The sequence below is a fragment of the Solibacillus sp. FSL W7-1464 genome, assembly GCF_038004425.1.
GTDB lineage: Bacteria > Bacillota > Bacilli > Bacillales_A > Planococcaceae > Solibacillus.
Genome location: NZ_JBBORC010000001.1, coordinates 1,913,171 through 1,928,667, shown reverse-complemented (window position 1 = coordinate 1,928,667; position 15,497 = coordinate 1,913,171). Strand labels below are relative to the sequence as shown.

Here is a 15,497-nt window from a genome sequence, read left to right as displayed (position 1 = left end):
CCTCGTTTCCGTTTACTTTTTTGGTGGGGTAGGGAACATTCCTTTGCGGTTCATGCTCTTAGGAAATAAATCCAACTGTGCAATACTTATCGCATTTTCAGCAGATTTAATATCCAACTCTTTTTGACCTTCCAGATGATAAGGCTTCAGCCATTCTTTTTTCATCATAAGCTCAGAAATCTCAAAATATAGATCAATCATGACATTCAACTGCGTTCTCATAATTTTTTGAAGAGCCGGGGAAGCTGTTTCGGTTAAGGCGATTGAAAGATTTCGAATACCTGTCTTTGTTGTTAGCAAAAACTCAAGTGCAACTCCAGAATCCGTTAGTTCAGGCATTCCAATTGAATTGATCGGATCTAAATAGTCTTCCATAAAATTGACCTCCTAATATACCAGTTCCGATTTAGAGTAGAGCTTAACCATTGCGGCAAGTGCTGGGGTAGATAATTTTACATTTTTGTCTAATAATGCTCTTAAATCATCATCAAAGACAACACCTTGACTTAACTTTGATTTAAGTAAACTAGTTGTCATAAAGTTTATAACTTCATGAAATTCCATTGTTTCGTGAACTGCCAATTTTTTCTCTAACACGTTAAACGCACCTCCAGATTTTTTTTTAAAAAGTCTACCCTGGAGCAATTCTCTTTATACTAAATCGTATTTTCAGTTTTGGATTCATGAAAAACTATGGGTAGGATAAAAAAAGAGACTGGGCTAGTTATCGAGGAAGCTAAAAAAGCAAAGCGCGGATTTCATAAGATAATTGGAAGTATGAAAGGAAGGTACTAGTAATGAACACAGAACTATATTGTGTGAGACACGCACATTCTGTTTTTGATATAGAAAATGAACAAAGAAGAGGCCTATTGGAAAAGGTAAAAAAGATGCTGATAAAGTGACAGAAATACTGAGTTCAGAATCCATTGATCATATAGTACCCAGTCCATACATAAGAGCAGTTGAGACAGTCGAAGGCCTTGCGTAGGGGGAATTTTTATTTTTTACGTGGTAAATAACTTGTTGTTATTTCATATTATTTCAAGTTACAGCGGTAAATACAAATTTGGGGTTGCATAAATATTTCTCGTAGCATAATATAAGCATATCATTATATAGTGATTTATTTTTTAATCATAATATAAGCATATTATTATATAGCTATGGAGGGATATGATGGAGCTCGATTTAATGGAAAAGCAGTTGAAGGCTGTTGCGGACGCCAATCGTTTACGCATTTTAGCCTGTCTGAAAAAAGGGGAAGTATGCGTATGTGATTTTACGGACGTCCTTAAAATTTCACAGCCTGCTGTGAGTCAGCATTTACGAAAGCTAAAGGAAGCTGGCATTATTACAGAACGTAAAGTCGGGACGTGGAAGCATTACCGTATTCATGAAAATCAAACTTCGTTAATGCAAAATATACTTGCTTCAATTAATGAGGATTCGACATGTGGATGTAAAATTAACAGTGACTGTGTGGAGGGCTAAAATATGAATATGTTTGTTATTTCGGCACTCATTTTTATCATTACCCTGATTTTTGTCATCTGGCAGCCAAAAGGACTGAATATTGGCTGGTCGGCAATGGCTGGAGCAATCGTTGCATTACTTGTTGGTGTGGTCGATTTTAACGATGTCGGGACAGTAATAGATATTACATGGAATGCCACATTATCGTTTATTGCAATTATTTTAATTTCACTTGTATTAGATGAGATTGGTCTGTTCGAGTGGGCTGCATTACATATGGCGCGGGCAGCAAAAGGCAATGGTGTAAAAATGTTTGTGTTTGTCAGTTTGCTTGGAGCGGTTGTGGCTGCATTATTTGCGAACGACGGAGCGGCACTAATTTTAACGCCAATAGTGTTAGCGATGGTGCGAAATTTACAATTTAGCGAAAAAATGATTTTCCCGTTTATTATGGCGAGTGGCTTTATTGCAGACACAACGAGCTTACCGTTTGTAGTGAGTAACTTAGTCAACATCGTATCAGCAGACTTCTTTGATATTGGGTTTGTGGAGTATGCTTCACGTATGATTATTCCGAACTTGTTCTCGCTTGCGGCAACGATTGTTGTACTGCTGATTTACTTTAACAAATCGATTCCACGTGAATACAATGAATCGATGTTAAAGGAACCACGCCTTGCGATTAAAGATATGAAAATGTTCAAGTTATCTTGGTTTGTACTTGCAATTTTAGTAGTTGGCTATTTCTCAAGTGAATTTATTGGTGTACCGGTTTCGCTCGTAGCAGGCGTTATCGCGATTTTCTTCTTAGTCATGGCAAGACAAAGTGCTGTCGTGGATACAAAAGCCGTTGTGAAAGGGGCACCTTGGAATATCGTATTCTTCTCAATCGGGATGTACGTTGTTGTATACGGACTAGGCAATGCAGGATTAACCCCTATGTTAGCTAGTGTAATTGAATGGACAGCAGAGCAAGGTTTGTTTGCAGCTACAGTTGGAATGGGCTTTATCGCGGCATTTCTATCATCTGTCATGAACAATATGCCAACTGTGATGGTCAATGCTTTAGCGATTGCAGAAACGACGACGGATAGTACGTTACGTGAAGCATTAATTTACGCTAATGTTATCGGCTCAGACTTAGGTCCAAAGATTACACCAATCGGGTCACTTGCGACACTGGTTTGGTTATATGTATTGTCTCAAAAAGGTGTGAAAATCTCTTGGGGTACGTACTTTAAAACAGGGATTGTGTTAACGGTGCCGATCTTAATTTTTACATTAATCGGACTTTATATTACATTACGAATCTTTTAAAGGAGTTTATAATATGACAAAAAACACACTATATTTCTTATGTACAGGAAATTCATGCCGTTCACAAATGGCGGACGGATGGGCACAAAAGCTATTACCGGAAGATTGGAAAGTGTATTCAGCTGGAATTGAAACGCATGGTGTCAATCCCAATGCGATTAAGGCAATGAATGAAGTAGGAATCGATATTACTCACCATACTTCGGATTTAATTAACCAAGATATTTTAAACAAAGCAACATTAGTCGTAACACTTTGCGGAGATGCGGCGGATAAGTGTCCAATGACTCCTCCAGGTGTGCGCCGTGAGCATTGGGGATTTGAAGATCCCGCTAAAGCTACGGGTACAGAGGAAGAAAAATGGGCAGTGTTCCAGCAAGTACGGGATGCGATCGGTGCTCGTATACAGCAGTTTGTAAACGAAGAGTTAAAAAAATAAGTATACAGATGTGTCGCCGAGAGGTAAGTGGAATCTTTGAACAGGCGATAATATTCAGGCTGTACTATCTTAGTTATTGACAAGTGTTATTTAATCTAACTAGGAGAGGCAATAATGATGACCAAATCAGTAACAAAAAAATCCGTTTAAACCTAATTCTTTACAGAAGAAGATGCTAAAGTAATGGTTTCATCCTGTCATCTAATATATATATTGAAAATTCAAGATCAAACTTAAAGCAGCTAAGATTTCATTTTAATCTCAGCTGCTTTAATAGTTGAATGATATTTTGTATATGAAAGTTTTATTGATCTTGATTTTCAGTTGATTATATTGTTGATTTAGTTAGTTGACTGTCCAACCACCATCAACATTTAATGTTTGTCCTAGTACAAATGAAGATTGCTCTTACATAAGCCATAATGCTGCTTCAGCCTGAGTGGTTCCTTCGCAATGTTTGCTTGCAACATTAGTTAAAGATTTGACCACCAGCGCAGTTAATCGTTGAGCCGTTTAACATTTTGCTATTGTTCATTGCGAACAGCATTGCATCTGCTACTTCCTCTGGCGTAGCTGCGATGTTTGGTGGTGTAGTGACGAAAATCGCTTTGCCGATTTCTTCGTTCATTGTTACTGTTGCATTTGCTGCTATATTCGTAAGCATCGCATTAGGTGCTACACCGACAGCAAAAATTTGCTTCTCTTGGTAATCTTGACCGATTGATTTAGTTAAAGCATTTACCGCGTGCTTCGACATTGAATAGACACCGTTGTATGCTGTTGGCTTGTAAGAGTTTGAAGAAACGGTATTCACAATTGTTCCGCCGCCATTTTTAAGCATATGTGGTATCACATATTTTACGCCGAAAAATGCACCTTTCACGTTTACATTCATAATACGATCATACTCGTTTTCATCATATTCATGAATTAAACGGAATGGCACCATTAAGCCTGCATTGTTGAAAAATACGTCAATTTTGCCAAAAGCTTCAATTGTTTGCTGCACATAATTTTTTACTTGCTCTTCATTTGATACGTCCGCTTTAATGAAAATCGCTTCCGCCCCTAAATCTTTGGCCATTGTCACAGTATTTTGACCTTCTACCTCGTTAAAATCTACAACAGCGATTTTATAGTCTTGCTTTGCTAATTTTAAAACAGTTGCACGGCCTAAACCTGTTGCAGCACCAGTAATTAATACAACTTTATTCATTTGGAGTCCTCCTTCACTTTATACAACTAAGGATGTATAAGTACTTTAAATTATAAAGATTGCTGCAACCAATAGAACAACAAAGAAACATTAATTGTATGTTATCCAACATAAAGTGTGATATTGTTGGAAAAAAGGGATGGGGGACGATGGAATGAAACAGGACTTACGTATACATAAAACGCAAAAAACATTATTTCAAGCGTTGCTCCAATTATTACAAACGAATAAACGCATATGATTGGCATTATGAAAGAATTGACAACTGAATATGAAAAGGCACACAAACAAATTACTGTTGGAGAAAAAACAGGTTTAACGAATGTTTTTCAACATATTTTAAATAACCGAGTGTTTTATAATGTACTCTTTTCAGAAAAGTTACCAACGAAATATCTTTCACTTTTCAGCCAATATTATATGCAAGTTCCAAAGGAGATTATTTCAAAATCAGGGCAAAGCGAAATGGATGAGGAATTATATTACACATTTTGTATCAGTGCCACGATAGGCGTTATTAATCATTGGTGTAAAAGTAATTACCAAAAGAGCCCACTAGAAATGAGTATGCAAACGGTATTATTTTTTTCTAAATCGTTTTAGTGAAGAATTTTTAGTTACAAGTCAGGGATTACCTAGAGTATATGGATAAACCTAATGGTAGGGCCACCATTAGGTAATAGGATTTCACAAAGGTAGTGCTTTACATAATGTGTTTCTGGTAAGGTTGAATGACTAAGTATAAGGGAAGCGAGTGCCTCTGCTTCCCCTATAAGAAGCATGGCACCAAGTTCATTGCTAGAAAAAGAATAATCTCGGTAATTTGATGAGAGCTCAATTTGTTTTTTAACAAATTGAGCTCTTTTTGTAAATAAATGCAATATTATTCTTGTTAGTAACGTCTTATATGTAGAACTAAAGATAGGAAGAGGTAATTTTGGCAAGCAAAGAGGGGGTTCTCATAGATTTTAGAACTAATTCATTTGATAATTTAAACTCAAATCCGATTGAAGCAATTGAAGACATTTTGGATACCTATGGTGATGACGTATACTATGATTATTCAGATCCAAATTATAATCTGTATGCGGCACACCTTAAAGCAGCAGTAATTACACAGAATGCAATCTATATGGCAGGTATTTGGTTTAACCAATATTTAATTTGCATTAATAAATTTTATGCTTTATTATATAATTAACCACTGGTCAAATAGAGGTGTAATTTATGGGACGAAAGAAAGTTGAGAATGGATTAACAAAGGATATGATTGTCGAGGAGGCAGACCGACAGTTTCTTCAAATTGATTTTCAAAAAGTGTCGATGCGTTCTATTGCAAGTGCTTTAGGATTTAGTCACGGCTCTATTTACTACCACTTTCAAAATAAAACAGATTTATTTAATGCGGTTATTGAAAAGTATTTCACAATATTAAACAACTTATTAGATAGTGCCTTAAAATTTGATTGCCTTGAAGGTACTAAATATGTATTAACTAACTATATTCAATTTGGCTTAGACAATCAAAGCCAGTATGATTTTATGTTTGTTAAACACGATGGTTTAAATGATCCCTTACAACAAATCGCTCCAAAAGAAAGCTTAAAAAAGTTCATTCATACTTTACAATGCCTACATAAGCATACATTAGATGAAAATAACATCCACTCGACATTTATAGCGCTTCACGGCTTTGTCCTTTATTATAAAGGACGCGTTGAAAATTTCGAACAAGCACAAGAAGAAGCACAATCCTATACCGATTTTTTACTAAAAACTCTAGTTCGCTAGAGTTTTCTTTTCACTCTTTATTAACCACTGGTCAATTAAAATGGATGAGGTGAAACATGTTTAACAATAAAAAATTCCTCTTACTATTTTCTGCTCACTTTTTTAGTGCGTTTGGAGATGCAATATTATTTGTTATTTTACTGAGTATGCTGCAGACATTGGGAGGGACTGGTGTCGATACTTCGCTATATTTTCTATTTTCGGCACTTCCTGTTTTATTATTTGGTTTACACATCGGGGCATTTGTTGAAGCAAAACCATTACAAAAAATAATGGTTTCTTCCGACGCTATTCGAATAGCCCTACTGTTGCTCTTTTATTACATCAGTTATTTTCAAAACAAATCGGTTCTTATAATTTATGTACTGATTTTTTTAATCACACTCGTGAATGCTTTTTTCACTACTTCAAGTGCCAGCTTAATTCCACATATTATAGATAGTCAGTCAATCCCTAAAGCTAATGGCCTTTTTCGTATCATTAATATGACAGGTAAACTGATTGCTTATTCCTTTGCAGCTCTGTTATTTAAATTCGGTTTTACTATATATGATAGTTTACTCGTCGTGACTATTTTTTATTTTGCTTCTCTTCTAACTGTTTTCTTTATTCAACCTGCTTATCAAAATAACATTTATATATCAGAAAAAGTTCCCTTAGTGAATTCAATTAAAGAAGGTCTTCTCTATATTAAAAAGGATCGAATCATTTTCAGGCTGTTTATTATATTTTTTTTAGGTTGGATGGTTGGCTCTGCAATTGATATTTACTTAATTAGTTATTTAAAAGTGATATATGGTAAAGGAGCCGAATACTTTTTCTTATTTACAACCCCGACAATACTCGGAATTGTAATAGGTTCATTAATTAGTCCATTTCTATACAACAATTTAAATAAAAAATATGGGTTCTTAATATCATTATTTGCTTTTAGTTTTGCTATTTTATGTTTTGCACTGAAATTGCCATTGCCTTTGTTACAGTTTTTATTAATAGTTGGCGGGGTTTCTCAAGGTATATTAAATATTTTCGTTGTGAGTTATCTTCAAACCAATGTACAGGGTACACACCTTGCGCGTGTATTTAGTGTTTATCATATTATTAGTGTTGGGGGAGGCATACCAGGTTACTTGCTATTTGGCTACCTAATAGACTTAATCGGTATCATTAGCTTAGGATTCATATTATCCGCCTATCTACTAATTATCGGTATAGCTTGTCTTCTCATACTTCCCTCAATGGAAACAACTAAATAGGTTTTTACTTATATCGTAATCGGGCGCTTTCCTTGGATACGGAATGGAACCTTTTCAGTTAAAGGGCCACTTAAGCTAACGGGGAAGGTTATTAAAGCAGAAAGGGGAATAACGATTGAAATAGTTAATGGTTGTGTCTTTTAGTTTTGACTGTGGATATGAAAAATTTAAGATTGATTTGAAACATAAGCCGCCTACACGCTAACCATTGTATTTAAGAACTCAATGTTATTGGGAAGTTATATGTTGATTATATACATTTGCTTAGGTGTAGTAACTTACTTTGTTATTAAAAAGAAACTTTCAAAAGGAACCGGAATTTAGAAATGGATGCTTAGTGCAACAAATATTTCTAAATGTGACCAAACATCGCTTTGGGAACTTGTTTTAAATGCATAATTTTTACGTTATAATTAAAATAAACATTTCATCTTCCTGCCAAAAATGGATAATTACAGTTCGTTTTTGTTCTTATATTTAAATGTTAGCTAGTGGTGTATCGGAGTGAATTGGAGGAGATACGAGTGTAACTTTAACTACCTTTTGAATTTTTAACACAAGAAAGGGTAGTGAAGATGAAAAAATCGTTTCATTATTTATGGATTAGTCAATTATTTGCCAACTTAGGTGACGTTTTTTATATCGTCGGGTTAATTTCTATTTTATATCAAGCAAGTGAGTCACCATTCTTTATGGCACTATTCCCATTTTTAAATATGGCTGGTCGCATGATTAGTAGCAGTTTTGCGCCTCTACTGTTTAATCGTTACCGTTTAAAACAATTACTTGTTATTTCGCAAGCATTAAAAACGATTTTATTGTTGATTTTGGCAGTAGGTTCGCTTTATATACTGTCATTATCCTTTATGCTAATAATCATTTTTGCAGTCGCTTTTTTAGATGGGTTTGCACAACCAGCTAGTACTGCGCTGATTCCTCGAATCGTAGAAAATTCACATCTTCTACGTGCAAATGGAATTTTATCAATGCTTGATGAATCAACACGGCTTGGTGGTTGGGCACTTGGCGGGATACTTGTGGCAGCAACTAGTGGGGGAATAGTGATTTGGATGACATTATTCCTTTTTATTCTCTCTACATTTTTTATTTTGTTCGTTACAGACAATACGCGATTCGAAAGAAAATTAAATGTTGCTAAAAAACAGGAACTAACAGAGGGCTTTAAACTTATTTGGGATAATCATTCGTTCCGTACGATTCATGTAATGATTATCCTTGAATCCATTGCAAATGTCGTTTGGGTCGCAGCCATTATGTATCTTTTTGTGGCTGATGTACTACATGTATCTGAGGCATGGTGGGGTTATATTAATACAACCTTCTTCATTGGATTGATTATTGGTGGTTTTATTTTCACTAAATTTGACCAATTTTTCGAGAGGAATTTAAAAAATATCGTATTGTTTTCATCAGTTGCTGTTGCTATTGTGATGTTATTGTTTGGATTAAACCAAATTGCAATAGTAGCACTAATATTAAGTCTATTTTTCGGAGTTTTTGACCAGTTCAAAGGCATTCTGCTTGGTACGTGGCTACAATTAAAAGCAACGGATGAACAACTTGTGAAAGTTTATAGTGCCCAAGGTGTATTAACATCTTTATTATTTGGTTTATCAACATTGCTTGCAGGGGCGTTAGCAACTATCTTTTCTGTTCAGTGGCTTTTCATTGGTTCGGGGCTAATTTTACTACTGTCCGCTATTTATTTTGGTTATGTGCAAAAAAGATTCGTATAAATCATACATTAAATATAAAATAAACGTTCCCAAATGAAAGTTTGGACACGTACAGAAAACCCACAAACATTGTTAAATCAACGTTTGTGGGTTTTTGTATGTAACCTTGTTTATACAGCTTTTTATGCAATGGTATATAAACATGGAGAAAACGTTATGAGTTGTTATTTGAATAAAAACCTGTATACAGAGAAAATTTATTAACGCTGTAAACCTGCATTTTTTTCGCTCCAATATTTCGATTCCAGGGCCTTTAGTTGAATAACGATCTTCCTTGAATAAGAATTCAAAGGACTCATTGGTAAATTAAAAGGCTTTTGGATTAACATGGGTGAACCGTACCATAAGTAAGTACGATTTATCAAAAGACCACTTTTTTGTTTATAGGTTATTTCTTTAGTGTATGTTTCTTTCCGTTTAGATCTGTCACAACTAATTGTGTATCTGAAATATTCATATCCTTAGCTAAAACATTGGAAAGCTTGTTTGTCGTTTTATCAAGCAAACTATATTTGAAGATACCTTTATTGTTAAAGTAATAAATTGAAGAATGGTCATATAATACAGATTTATTTTCTCCACCCGCCTCGATAGGTGTTCCATCCCCGTAACTGTAACTGTATACATCAAAAGTTATACGCGCATCAAAGCTGAATTCTTTTTTCTTATCACTACTGCCATCCATCTTTGTAGAATAAAGTTCTAGCTTGCTGTCCACAAATTTCTCATTGTCCTGTACAATACGACGATTCAAGTAATTCCAATTCTCTGCATCTACATCCGTATAGAAAATCCGGTCGTTCCAAACGAACATATTACGGAAGTTACTGCCTGAAGGTTCTTTCATTTTCTTCAGTTCCTGTCCATTTGTATTCATTTTCATTACTGCATAAGCATATGGAACTTCGTCTGCTTCAGCAAAATCGCCACTATGATAAGGAATAAAAATTTCATTGTTATAGAGAATCAATTGAGTATTGTTATGCAAGTACAAAGGGGAATAATCCCAAGTACTACGTGGGATGTCTTCATCTTTTAATAAAACCTCTTGTTTAGCGGTTTCCATATTTTCTTTAATAATTTGATTATAACCATCTTTGTCTTTAGCGATAGAGTAGAGCAAGCCATCCTGTTCAATTGCTTTACCTTTTATGCTGACATATGAACGATAGTTGCTTAATTTCATTTTATCATCCATTGCACGCACTAAAAATGCCGAAAACTGCGCACGTGTGACAGCGTCTTTTGGCATAAATTTGCCGTTAGAACCACCTGCTACACGCTGTTTTGCGATTCCGTTGATATCCTGATATGCCCAGTGTGCTGGTGTGACATCAATGAATGTCGGTTGCTTATCAAGCGGCATGTCGAATGCACGACGTAAGATTGCAGCCATTTGCGCGCGTGATGTTTCTTCTCCGGGACGCATGAAGCCATTGTTACCGCGAAGGATTCCTTTTTCATTCACCGTCGCGAGAATTTTGTAGTAAGGGGAATCTTTCGCCACGTCCTTGAACTGAATTGATGTATCTTCGTTCAACGGAATCTTTAGTGCTTTGATGAGCATAGCAGATGCCTGTGATCGCGTGATCGGCTCATTCGGGTTGAATGTTCCATCCGGATAGCCACCGATAATATTGAAATCAGATAAATACATGATTTCTTTCTTCGCCCAATGACTATTCACATCAGAAAACTGAGTAGCCGCTTGTGCTTGGAATGGGTTTGCAGCAATAATGATTAAAATAATCCCTACTATTGTTAGTTTGGCTTTCAACATGAAAGACCTCCTTTTGATACTTTTCTTCATTATTAAGTCTCCTTTATTATGTAATGCCCTGTACCGACGGAAAAAACGAGAAATAGTTTCAACATTTTTTAAAGTTTTTTTGATAGGTCAATTATGTATTTAAATTCCATCAAAGGTTTACTTCATCTGTAATGTGTCCCCAAGATATGTGTATTTAGAATTAACCAATAAAAATCTAATATTACTTAACAATCGGGCGCGGTTCTTCAATAAGAAGATCGCGTTTTTCCGTTATAGGGCCATATTATTGGTGCGACACGTTCCTAGCTTAAATGAGATGTGGTTAACACAATCTTGGTAAAGGCTAGGCAATTTATATTTAATTGAAGGATATTATCAAGGAGTCGAATGATGAGGTAACGCTCTGAAAGGCTCCCCCTGCGTCGAATAGCACGCTGCTTAGTAAGGAAAAGCGTGTTATAAGCTCGGTTAATAGGCGTGAGAATTTACCGTAACAGTCTAGCTGACGAAATCCTACCCGATGGGGTGGTGTAAATCATGGTGCTTGGGTTGAACAAATATGGTGAGAATGCAACCAATAGGATAATAAACCTAATTTGCTGACGAACCTCTGAATGTACGGGTCTAGACTGGCAATACATAGAAATGTGTATATCACTAAATGTGAGATTAGCTATGGATGAGTAAGAATCAACAATATAAAAGTCCATCTTGTGTTACAGGCACATGTAATGCTAACAGGCTCATAGGAGGCACCTAAGTTTGTTCCATAATAGTTAATATTCAACGTGGTAAGCTGATAACGTGGAGAGCTTACTCTCGATGAAACGTTGGAAAGGAAAATAATCGTGAGATTAACGAGTATATAACTTTCCTTAATATCAGTGAAAGTGGTGGCACAGTACCGTTGAAGCGTGTAATGAACGTGGAGGGATCGCCACTAGATTAATACAAGATTTATTCACCATGAAAGGCAGTTCTTCAACGATTAATAAGGTTCTTGTGAGACTAATAGAGGTTCAGCTCCAAAAGGAGCCACCGACTTGTTAAAACGAAAGAAACTGAGACATAACGAATATTATGACATGCAAAATCAATTTGATAGGTTATATGCTCGCAGTGTTGATGGTCAAAATTTTTATGATTTATTAGATGTAATGCAATCGCGTGAAAACATTCAATTAGCGTACCGTAATATCAAGAAAAATACGGGTAGTAAAACAGCTGGGTTTGATGGTCAAACAATTGAAGATATTAAGCAACTTGAAATATCTAAAGTTGTATCAACGATACAAAAGATGTTTGCACACTATCGTCCACAAGCAGTACGACGTGTTTTTATTCCAAAAGCAAACGGGAAAACACGACCGCTAGGTATTCCGACAATTTGGGATAGGTTATTTCAACAATGTATTTTACAAGTCTTAGACCCAATTTGTGAAGCACGATTTTATAAGCATAGCTATGGATTCAGACCCAATCGTAGTACACATCATGCGAAGGCACGTTTTGAAACATTGATAAATCGAGCGTGTTTATATCACTGTGTAGACGTTGATATAAAGGGATTTTTCGATAATGTTAATCATTCGAAACTGTTAAAACAAATGTGGACAATGGGTATTCGTGATAAAGCTCTTCTATCTATAATTTCACGCCTCTTAAAAGCTGAAATTATAGGCGAGGGTTTTCCAGTAAAAGGTACTCCGCAAGGAGGAATACTATCACCACTTCTATCGAACATTGTATTAAATGAGCTTGATTGGTGGGTTAGTAAACAGTGGGAAAGCTTTGAAACGAAGAAGGCTTATAAAAACAAAGTGAATATGAATCAGGCATTAAAGAAATCGAACTTAAAGCATTGTTATATTGTAAGGTATGCAGATGATTTTAAAATCATCTGTCGTACACGTTCACAAGCAATACGCATGTTTTATGCAGTTAAAGATTTCCTCTCTACACGCTTGAATCTTGATATTAGCGACGAGAAATCGAAAGTTGTGAATCTAAAGAAAAATTCTTCCGAATTTCTTGGCTTTCGTATTAAAGCTCATCCTAAGAAAACAGAGAAGCGTACCCTATATGTTGCACATTCACATATGACGAAGAAGGCTCTAAACAATGCCCAAATAAAGTTGAAAAAGGCGGTAAAGACAATACAAAAACATCAATGTATTGAAAATGTCTGGCGGTTTAATACGGTAGTTATGGGTATTCAAAACTATTACTCCGCAGCGTCACACATAACAGATGATTTAGCTGAGCTGAACTATCGTATCCATAGAACGCTACATAATCGTTTGAAAGGGATTAGAAAAGAAGCAACGTTTCAAGACCTTACGAAATCTTTACGAAAAAGGTATAAGGGGTACGAATGCAAGATTTATAAAGTTAAAGAAATGGCACTTGCTCCAATTCATGCTCAACGTTGCCGAATAAATCTAAACTTCTCACAAATTATCTGTAATTATACTACCGAAGGTAGAAATAAAATTCATCATAGTTTAAGAGCGATTAACAAGCAAACACTTATAAATGTGATGCAACAGTTTATCCCTCAACGTTCCATTGAGTATAACGATAATCGGATAAGTAGATTTATTGCGCAATATGGTAAATGTGCTGTAACTGGGGTTGAACTTAGTTTTAATAATTGGCATTGTCACCATAGAACCCCATATTATTTATCGCAAGATGATTCTTATAGTAACTTAATTATTTTACATAAATCAGTTCATAGATTAATTCATCTTAAAGACCCCAAGAAAATTGAAGTACTCATGAAAGTACTTCAATTAGATAAAAAGCAACTAATGAAAGTAAATGAATTGCGTGAGCAATGTCTGAACGAAGCAATCTAATTCTACATTACATCTTGTCCTTACATAAAAATCAAATGAATTGAATTAATTGGAACGCCGTATGCTGGGAAACTCGCACGTACGGTGTGAAGTGGGGGAAAAGCTGGAGATAACTTCAAAGGCTTACCTATCACTATAATAACATTTTTTTAAGAAATGCTTTCGAATGAGGCCCTGGAAGTGTTTTTCAAGGTTTATAAAAGGAAATTTTTTGAAGTTGTTGAAATATAATTTGGTAAACACTTATTATATTTTTTAGGAGGAAACTATGGGATATGTTGAAGATTTACGCAAGATTGTGGGTAACCAACCTCTCAATTTAGTTGGAGTTGCGGTAGCTGTGGTTAACGGAAATGGAGATTTATTGCTGCAAAGAAGAAATGATGGGCAATGGGGTGTTCCCGGCGGGTTTATCGAATTAGGAGAGTCTACTGAAGAAGCAGGAAGAAGAGAAGTATTAGAAGAAACAGGGCTTGAAATAGGTAAACTTGATTTAGTGGGTGTCTATTCTGGAAAACAGCATTTTGTGAAGTTACCAAACGGCGACCAATTTTACCCTGTTACAATTGCATATATTTCAAAAGAAATTAAAGGTGGTGTTCTTAAAGCAGATGGTCAAGAAACTACCGAAGTAATGTTTTTTAGAGTAAGTGAGTTACCTGAAGGACTTAATCCACTGATAAAAAATCTTATTAAACAATATTTCATGTTTATCGCAAAATAAATAATACAAAATTAGTGAAAAAGGATAAAAATAGTAAATTCAATAAACGCTCCCAAACGAAAAATTTGGGGATACATAAAAACAATATTCCACAATCGGGATTCTTGAAAAGAAGTTCGCCTTTTTCAGAAAAAGGGGGGGATTAATTGAGGAAGATATTTATTTGGATAGTAACATTAACGGTATCGATAACTGTATTTCTAATTTATAATCACAAACAACCACCCACAGAAGAGGATGTATTTAAATTTACGGAAAAATGGTCTTCTGCAACAGAAGAGGTCTATCTTGTTAGAAAAATAGATGGGGACTGGTTAACCATACTTAGAAATTGGGATTCAATTATGATGGCTCGGTTAGAGCAAAATTGGTTGGGGAATTGGGAGTTAAGAAATGATGAGGGATTAGAATCTACATTAATTTCAACATATTTTCCACCTATTGAAGATGATGAATTTACTTGGAGTGCATCAGGTTCAAAGGAACGAAACAGATCCTACTATTTTGGTCAAATTATCAATCCTATTATTAAGAGAATAGAAGTTGAAACAAAGAAAGACTTCTTTGAAGATGCTTTGATCGTTAACAGTGTGGGAGCGCAATTTTTCTTTGTTAAATCAGATTATGAGATGTTAATGCCTGTAAACATTAGAGCACTTTCCGAAACTGGCGAGTTAATTTATTCTACAATTAAACCAATAAAAAATGGTGAATTAAATAGTACTCATTAACCAGTTAATATAAATCAATATTATTAAACATTCGGACGCGATTCTTCAATAAGAAGTTCGCGTTTTTGGGCCATATTGTTGATTAGAAATTGATGTACATGGACAAGACTTTCTTGTTAATTAAAAGGGCCACACTAGTTCAGCTAGCGTGGCCCTTT

General features: G+C 35.3%; 15 protein-coding genes. 11 read left to right on the top strand and 4 right to left on the bottom strand.

Annotation, left to right across the window (positions count from 1 at the left end):
* Positions 1 to 12: 12 nt before the first annotated feature.
* Positions 13 to 375: a spore coat protein gene (locus MKZ25_RS09415; RefSeq protein ID WP_079526734.1), complete on the bottom strand. Its 363-nt coding sequence runs from the start codon at positions 373 to 375 to the stop codon at positions 13 to 15.
* Between the two features lie 12 nt (positions 376 to 387).
* Positions 388 to 597 carry a spore coat protein gene (locus tag MKZ25_RS09410; protein ID WP_340801224.1) on the bottom strand — a complete coding sequence of 70 codons (210 nt, stop codon included), beginning with the start codon at positions 595 to 597 and terminating at the stop codon, positions 388 to 390.
* Between the two features lie 582 nt (positions 598 to 1,179).
* Here MKZ25_RS09410 and MKZ25_RS09405 point away from each other — a divergent pair.
* Genes MKZ25_RS09405 through arsC form a run of 3 tightly spaced genes read left to right on the top strand, consistent with a single transcriptional unit; the run spans position 1,180 to position 3,232 of the window.
* Entirely contained in the window at positions 1,180 to 1,494 is a 315-nt protein-coding gene (locus tag MKZ25_RS09405; protein ID WP_251687946.1) for an ArsR/SmtB family transcription factor, read from the top strand.
* A gap of 3 nt (positions 1,495 to 1,497) precedes the next feature.
* A complete protein-coding gene (locus tag MKZ25_RS09400; protein ID WP_251687948.1) occupies positions 1,498 to 2,793 on the top strand; it encodes an arsenic transporter in 1,296 nt (431 codons plus the stop codon).
* A gap of 13 nt (positions 2,794 to 2,806) precedes the next feature.
* The gene (gene arsC / locus MKZ25_RS09395) at positions 2,807 to 3,232 is read left to right on the top strand and encodes an arsenate reductase (thioredoxin) (protein ID WP_340801223.1); all 426 of its coding nucleotides are present in this window, start codon (positions 2,807 to 2,809) and stop codon (positions 3,230 to 3,232) included.
* 469 nt (positions 3,233 to 3,701) lie between these two features.
* On the opposite strand, the gene MKZ25_RS09390 is transcribed toward arsC, so the two are convergent.
* Positions 3,702 to 4,448 (bottom strand): SDR family NAD(P)-dependent oxidoreductase, encoded by a 747-nt coding sequence (locus tag MKZ25_RS09390; protein WP_340801222.1) that lies wholly within the window; start codon positions 4,446 to 4,448, stop codon positions 3,702 to 3,704.
* Positions 4,449 to 4,685: 237 nt separating this feature from the next.
* Here MKZ25_RS09390 and MKZ25_RS09385 point away from each other — a divergent pair, with 237 nt between their 5' ends.
* The 5 genes from MKZ25_RS09385 (at position 4,686) to MKZ25_RS09365 (ending at position 9,252) form a co-directional block, all read left to right on the top strand.
* The gene (locus tag MKZ25_RS09385) at positions 4,686 to 5,051 is read left to right on the top strand and encodes a TetR-like C-terminal domain-containing protein (RefSeq protein ID WP_340801221.1); all 366 of its coding nucleotides are present in this window, start codon (positions 4,686 to 4,688) and stop codon (positions 5,049 to 5,051) included.
* A gap of 334 nt (positions 5,052 to 5,385) precedes the next feature.
* Complete coding sequence (locus tag MKZ25_RS09380) at positions 5,386 to 5,649, top strand: hypothetical protein (protein WP_340801220.1); 264 nt, start codon at positions 5,386 to 5,388, stop codon at positions 5,647 to 5,649.
* A 26-nt stretch (positions 5,650 to 5,675) separates the two neighbouring features.
* Positions 5,676 to 6,239 (top strand): TetR/AcrR family transcriptional regulator, encoded by a 564-nt coding sequence (locus MKZ25_RS09375; protein WP_340801219.1) that lies wholly within the window; start codon positions 5,676 to 5,678, stop codon positions 6,237 to 6,239.
* 56 nt (positions 6,240 to 6,295) lie between these two features.
* Entirely contained in the window at positions 6,296 to 7,495 is a 1,200-nt protein-coding gene (locus MKZ25_RS09370; RefSeq protein ID WP_340801218.1) for an MFS transporter, read from the top strand.
* Positions 7,496 to 8,070: 575 nt separating this feature from the next.
* The gene (locus MKZ25_RS09365; RefSeq protein ID WP_340801217.1) at positions 8,071 to 9,252 is read left to right on the top strand and encodes an MFS transporter; all 1,182 of its coding nucleotides are present in this window, start codon (positions 8,071 to 8,073) and stop codon (positions 9,250 to 9,252) included.
* Between the two features lie 388 nt (positions 9,253 to 9,640).
* Here the strand turns inward: MKZ25_RS09365 and MKZ25_RS09360 are convergent, their stop codons facing one another.
* The gene (locus MKZ25_RS09360; RefSeq protein WP_340801216.1) at positions 9,641 to 11,032 is read right to left on the bottom strand and encodes an S-layer homology domain-containing protein; all 1,392 of its coding nucleotides are present in this window, start codon (positions 11,030 to 11,032) and stop codon (positions 9,641 to 9,643) included.
* A 1,034-nt stretch (positions 11,033 to 12,066) separates the two neighbouring features.
* On the opposite strand from MKZ25_RS09360, the gene ltrA reads away from it, so the two are divergent.
* The 3 genes from ltrA to MKZ25_RS09345 all read left to right on the top strand — a co-directional run bounded on the left by ltrA (position 12,067) and on the right by MKZ25_RS09345 (position 15,339).
* Complete coding sequence (gene ltrA / locus MKZ25_RS09355; protein ID WP_445326855.1) at positions 12,067 to 13,884, top strand: group II intron reverse transcriptase/maturase; 1,818 nt, start codon at positions 12,067 to 12,069, stop codon at positions 13,882 to 13,884.
* Positions 13,885 to 14,152: 268 nt separating this feature from the next.
* Positions 14,153 to 14,608 carry an NUDIX hydrolase gene (locus MKZ25_RS09350; RefSeq protein WP_340801215.1) on the top strand — a complete coding sequence of 152 codons (456 nt, stop codon included), beginning with the start codon at positions 14,153 to 14,155 and terminating at the stop codon, positions 14,606 to 14,608.
* A 146-nt stretch (positions 14,609 to 14,754) separates the two neighbouring features.
* Entirely contained in the window at positions 14,755 to 15,339 is a 585-nt protein-coding gene (locus tag MKZ25_RS09345) for a hypothetical protein (protein ID WP_340801214.1), read from the top strand.
* Positions 15,340 to 15,497 lie beyond the last annotated feature (158 nt).

Excerpts from the sequence above, each read along its gene's own strand:
- MKZ25_RS09385 (WP_340801221.1), top strand. The coding sequence starts at position 4,686 with ATGATTGGCATTATGAAAGAATTGACAACTGAATATGAAAAGGCACAC.
- arsC (WP_340801223.1), top strand. The coding sequence starts at position 2,807 with ATGACAAAAAACACACTATATTTCTTATGTACAGGAAATTCATGCCGT.
- MKZ25_RS09375 (WP_340801219.1), top strand. The coding sequence starts at position 5,676 with ATGGGACGAAAGAAAGTTGAGAATGGATTAACAAAGGATATGATTGTC.
- MKZ25_RS09400 (WP_251687948.1), top strand. The coding sequence starts at position 1,498 with ATGAATATGTTTGTTATTTCGGCACTCATTTTTATCATTACCCTGATT.
- MKZ25_RS09360 (WP_340801216.1), bottom strand. The coding sequence starts at position 11,032 with ATGTTGAAAGCCAAACTAACAATAGTAGGGATTATTTTAATCATTATT.
- MKZ25_RS09390 (WP_340801222.1), bottom strand. The coding sequence starts at position 4,448 with ATGAATAAAGTTGTATTAATTACTGGTGCTGCAACAGGTTTAGGCCGT.
- MKZ25_RS09365 (WP_340801217.1), top strand. The coding sequence starts at position 8,071 with ATGAAAAAATCGTTTCATTATTTATGGATTAGTCAATTATTTGCCAAC.
- MKZ25_RS09350 (WP_340801215.1), top strand. The coding sequence starts at position 14,153 with ATGGGATATGTTGAAGATTTACGCAAGATTGTGGGTAACCAACCTCTC.
- MKZ25_RS09415 (WP_079526734.1), bottom strand. The coding sequence starts at position 375 with ATGGAAGACTATTTAGATCCGATCAATTCAATTGGAATGCCTGAACTA.
- MKZ25_RS09405 (WP_251687946.1), top strand. The coding sequence starts at position 1,180 with ATGGAGCTCGATTTAATGGAAAAGCAGTTGAAGGCTGTTGCGGACGCC.
- MKZ25_RS09370 (WP_340801218.1), top strand. The coding sequence starts at position 6,296 with ATGTTTAACAATAAAAAATTCCTCTTACTATTTTCTGCTCACTTTTTT.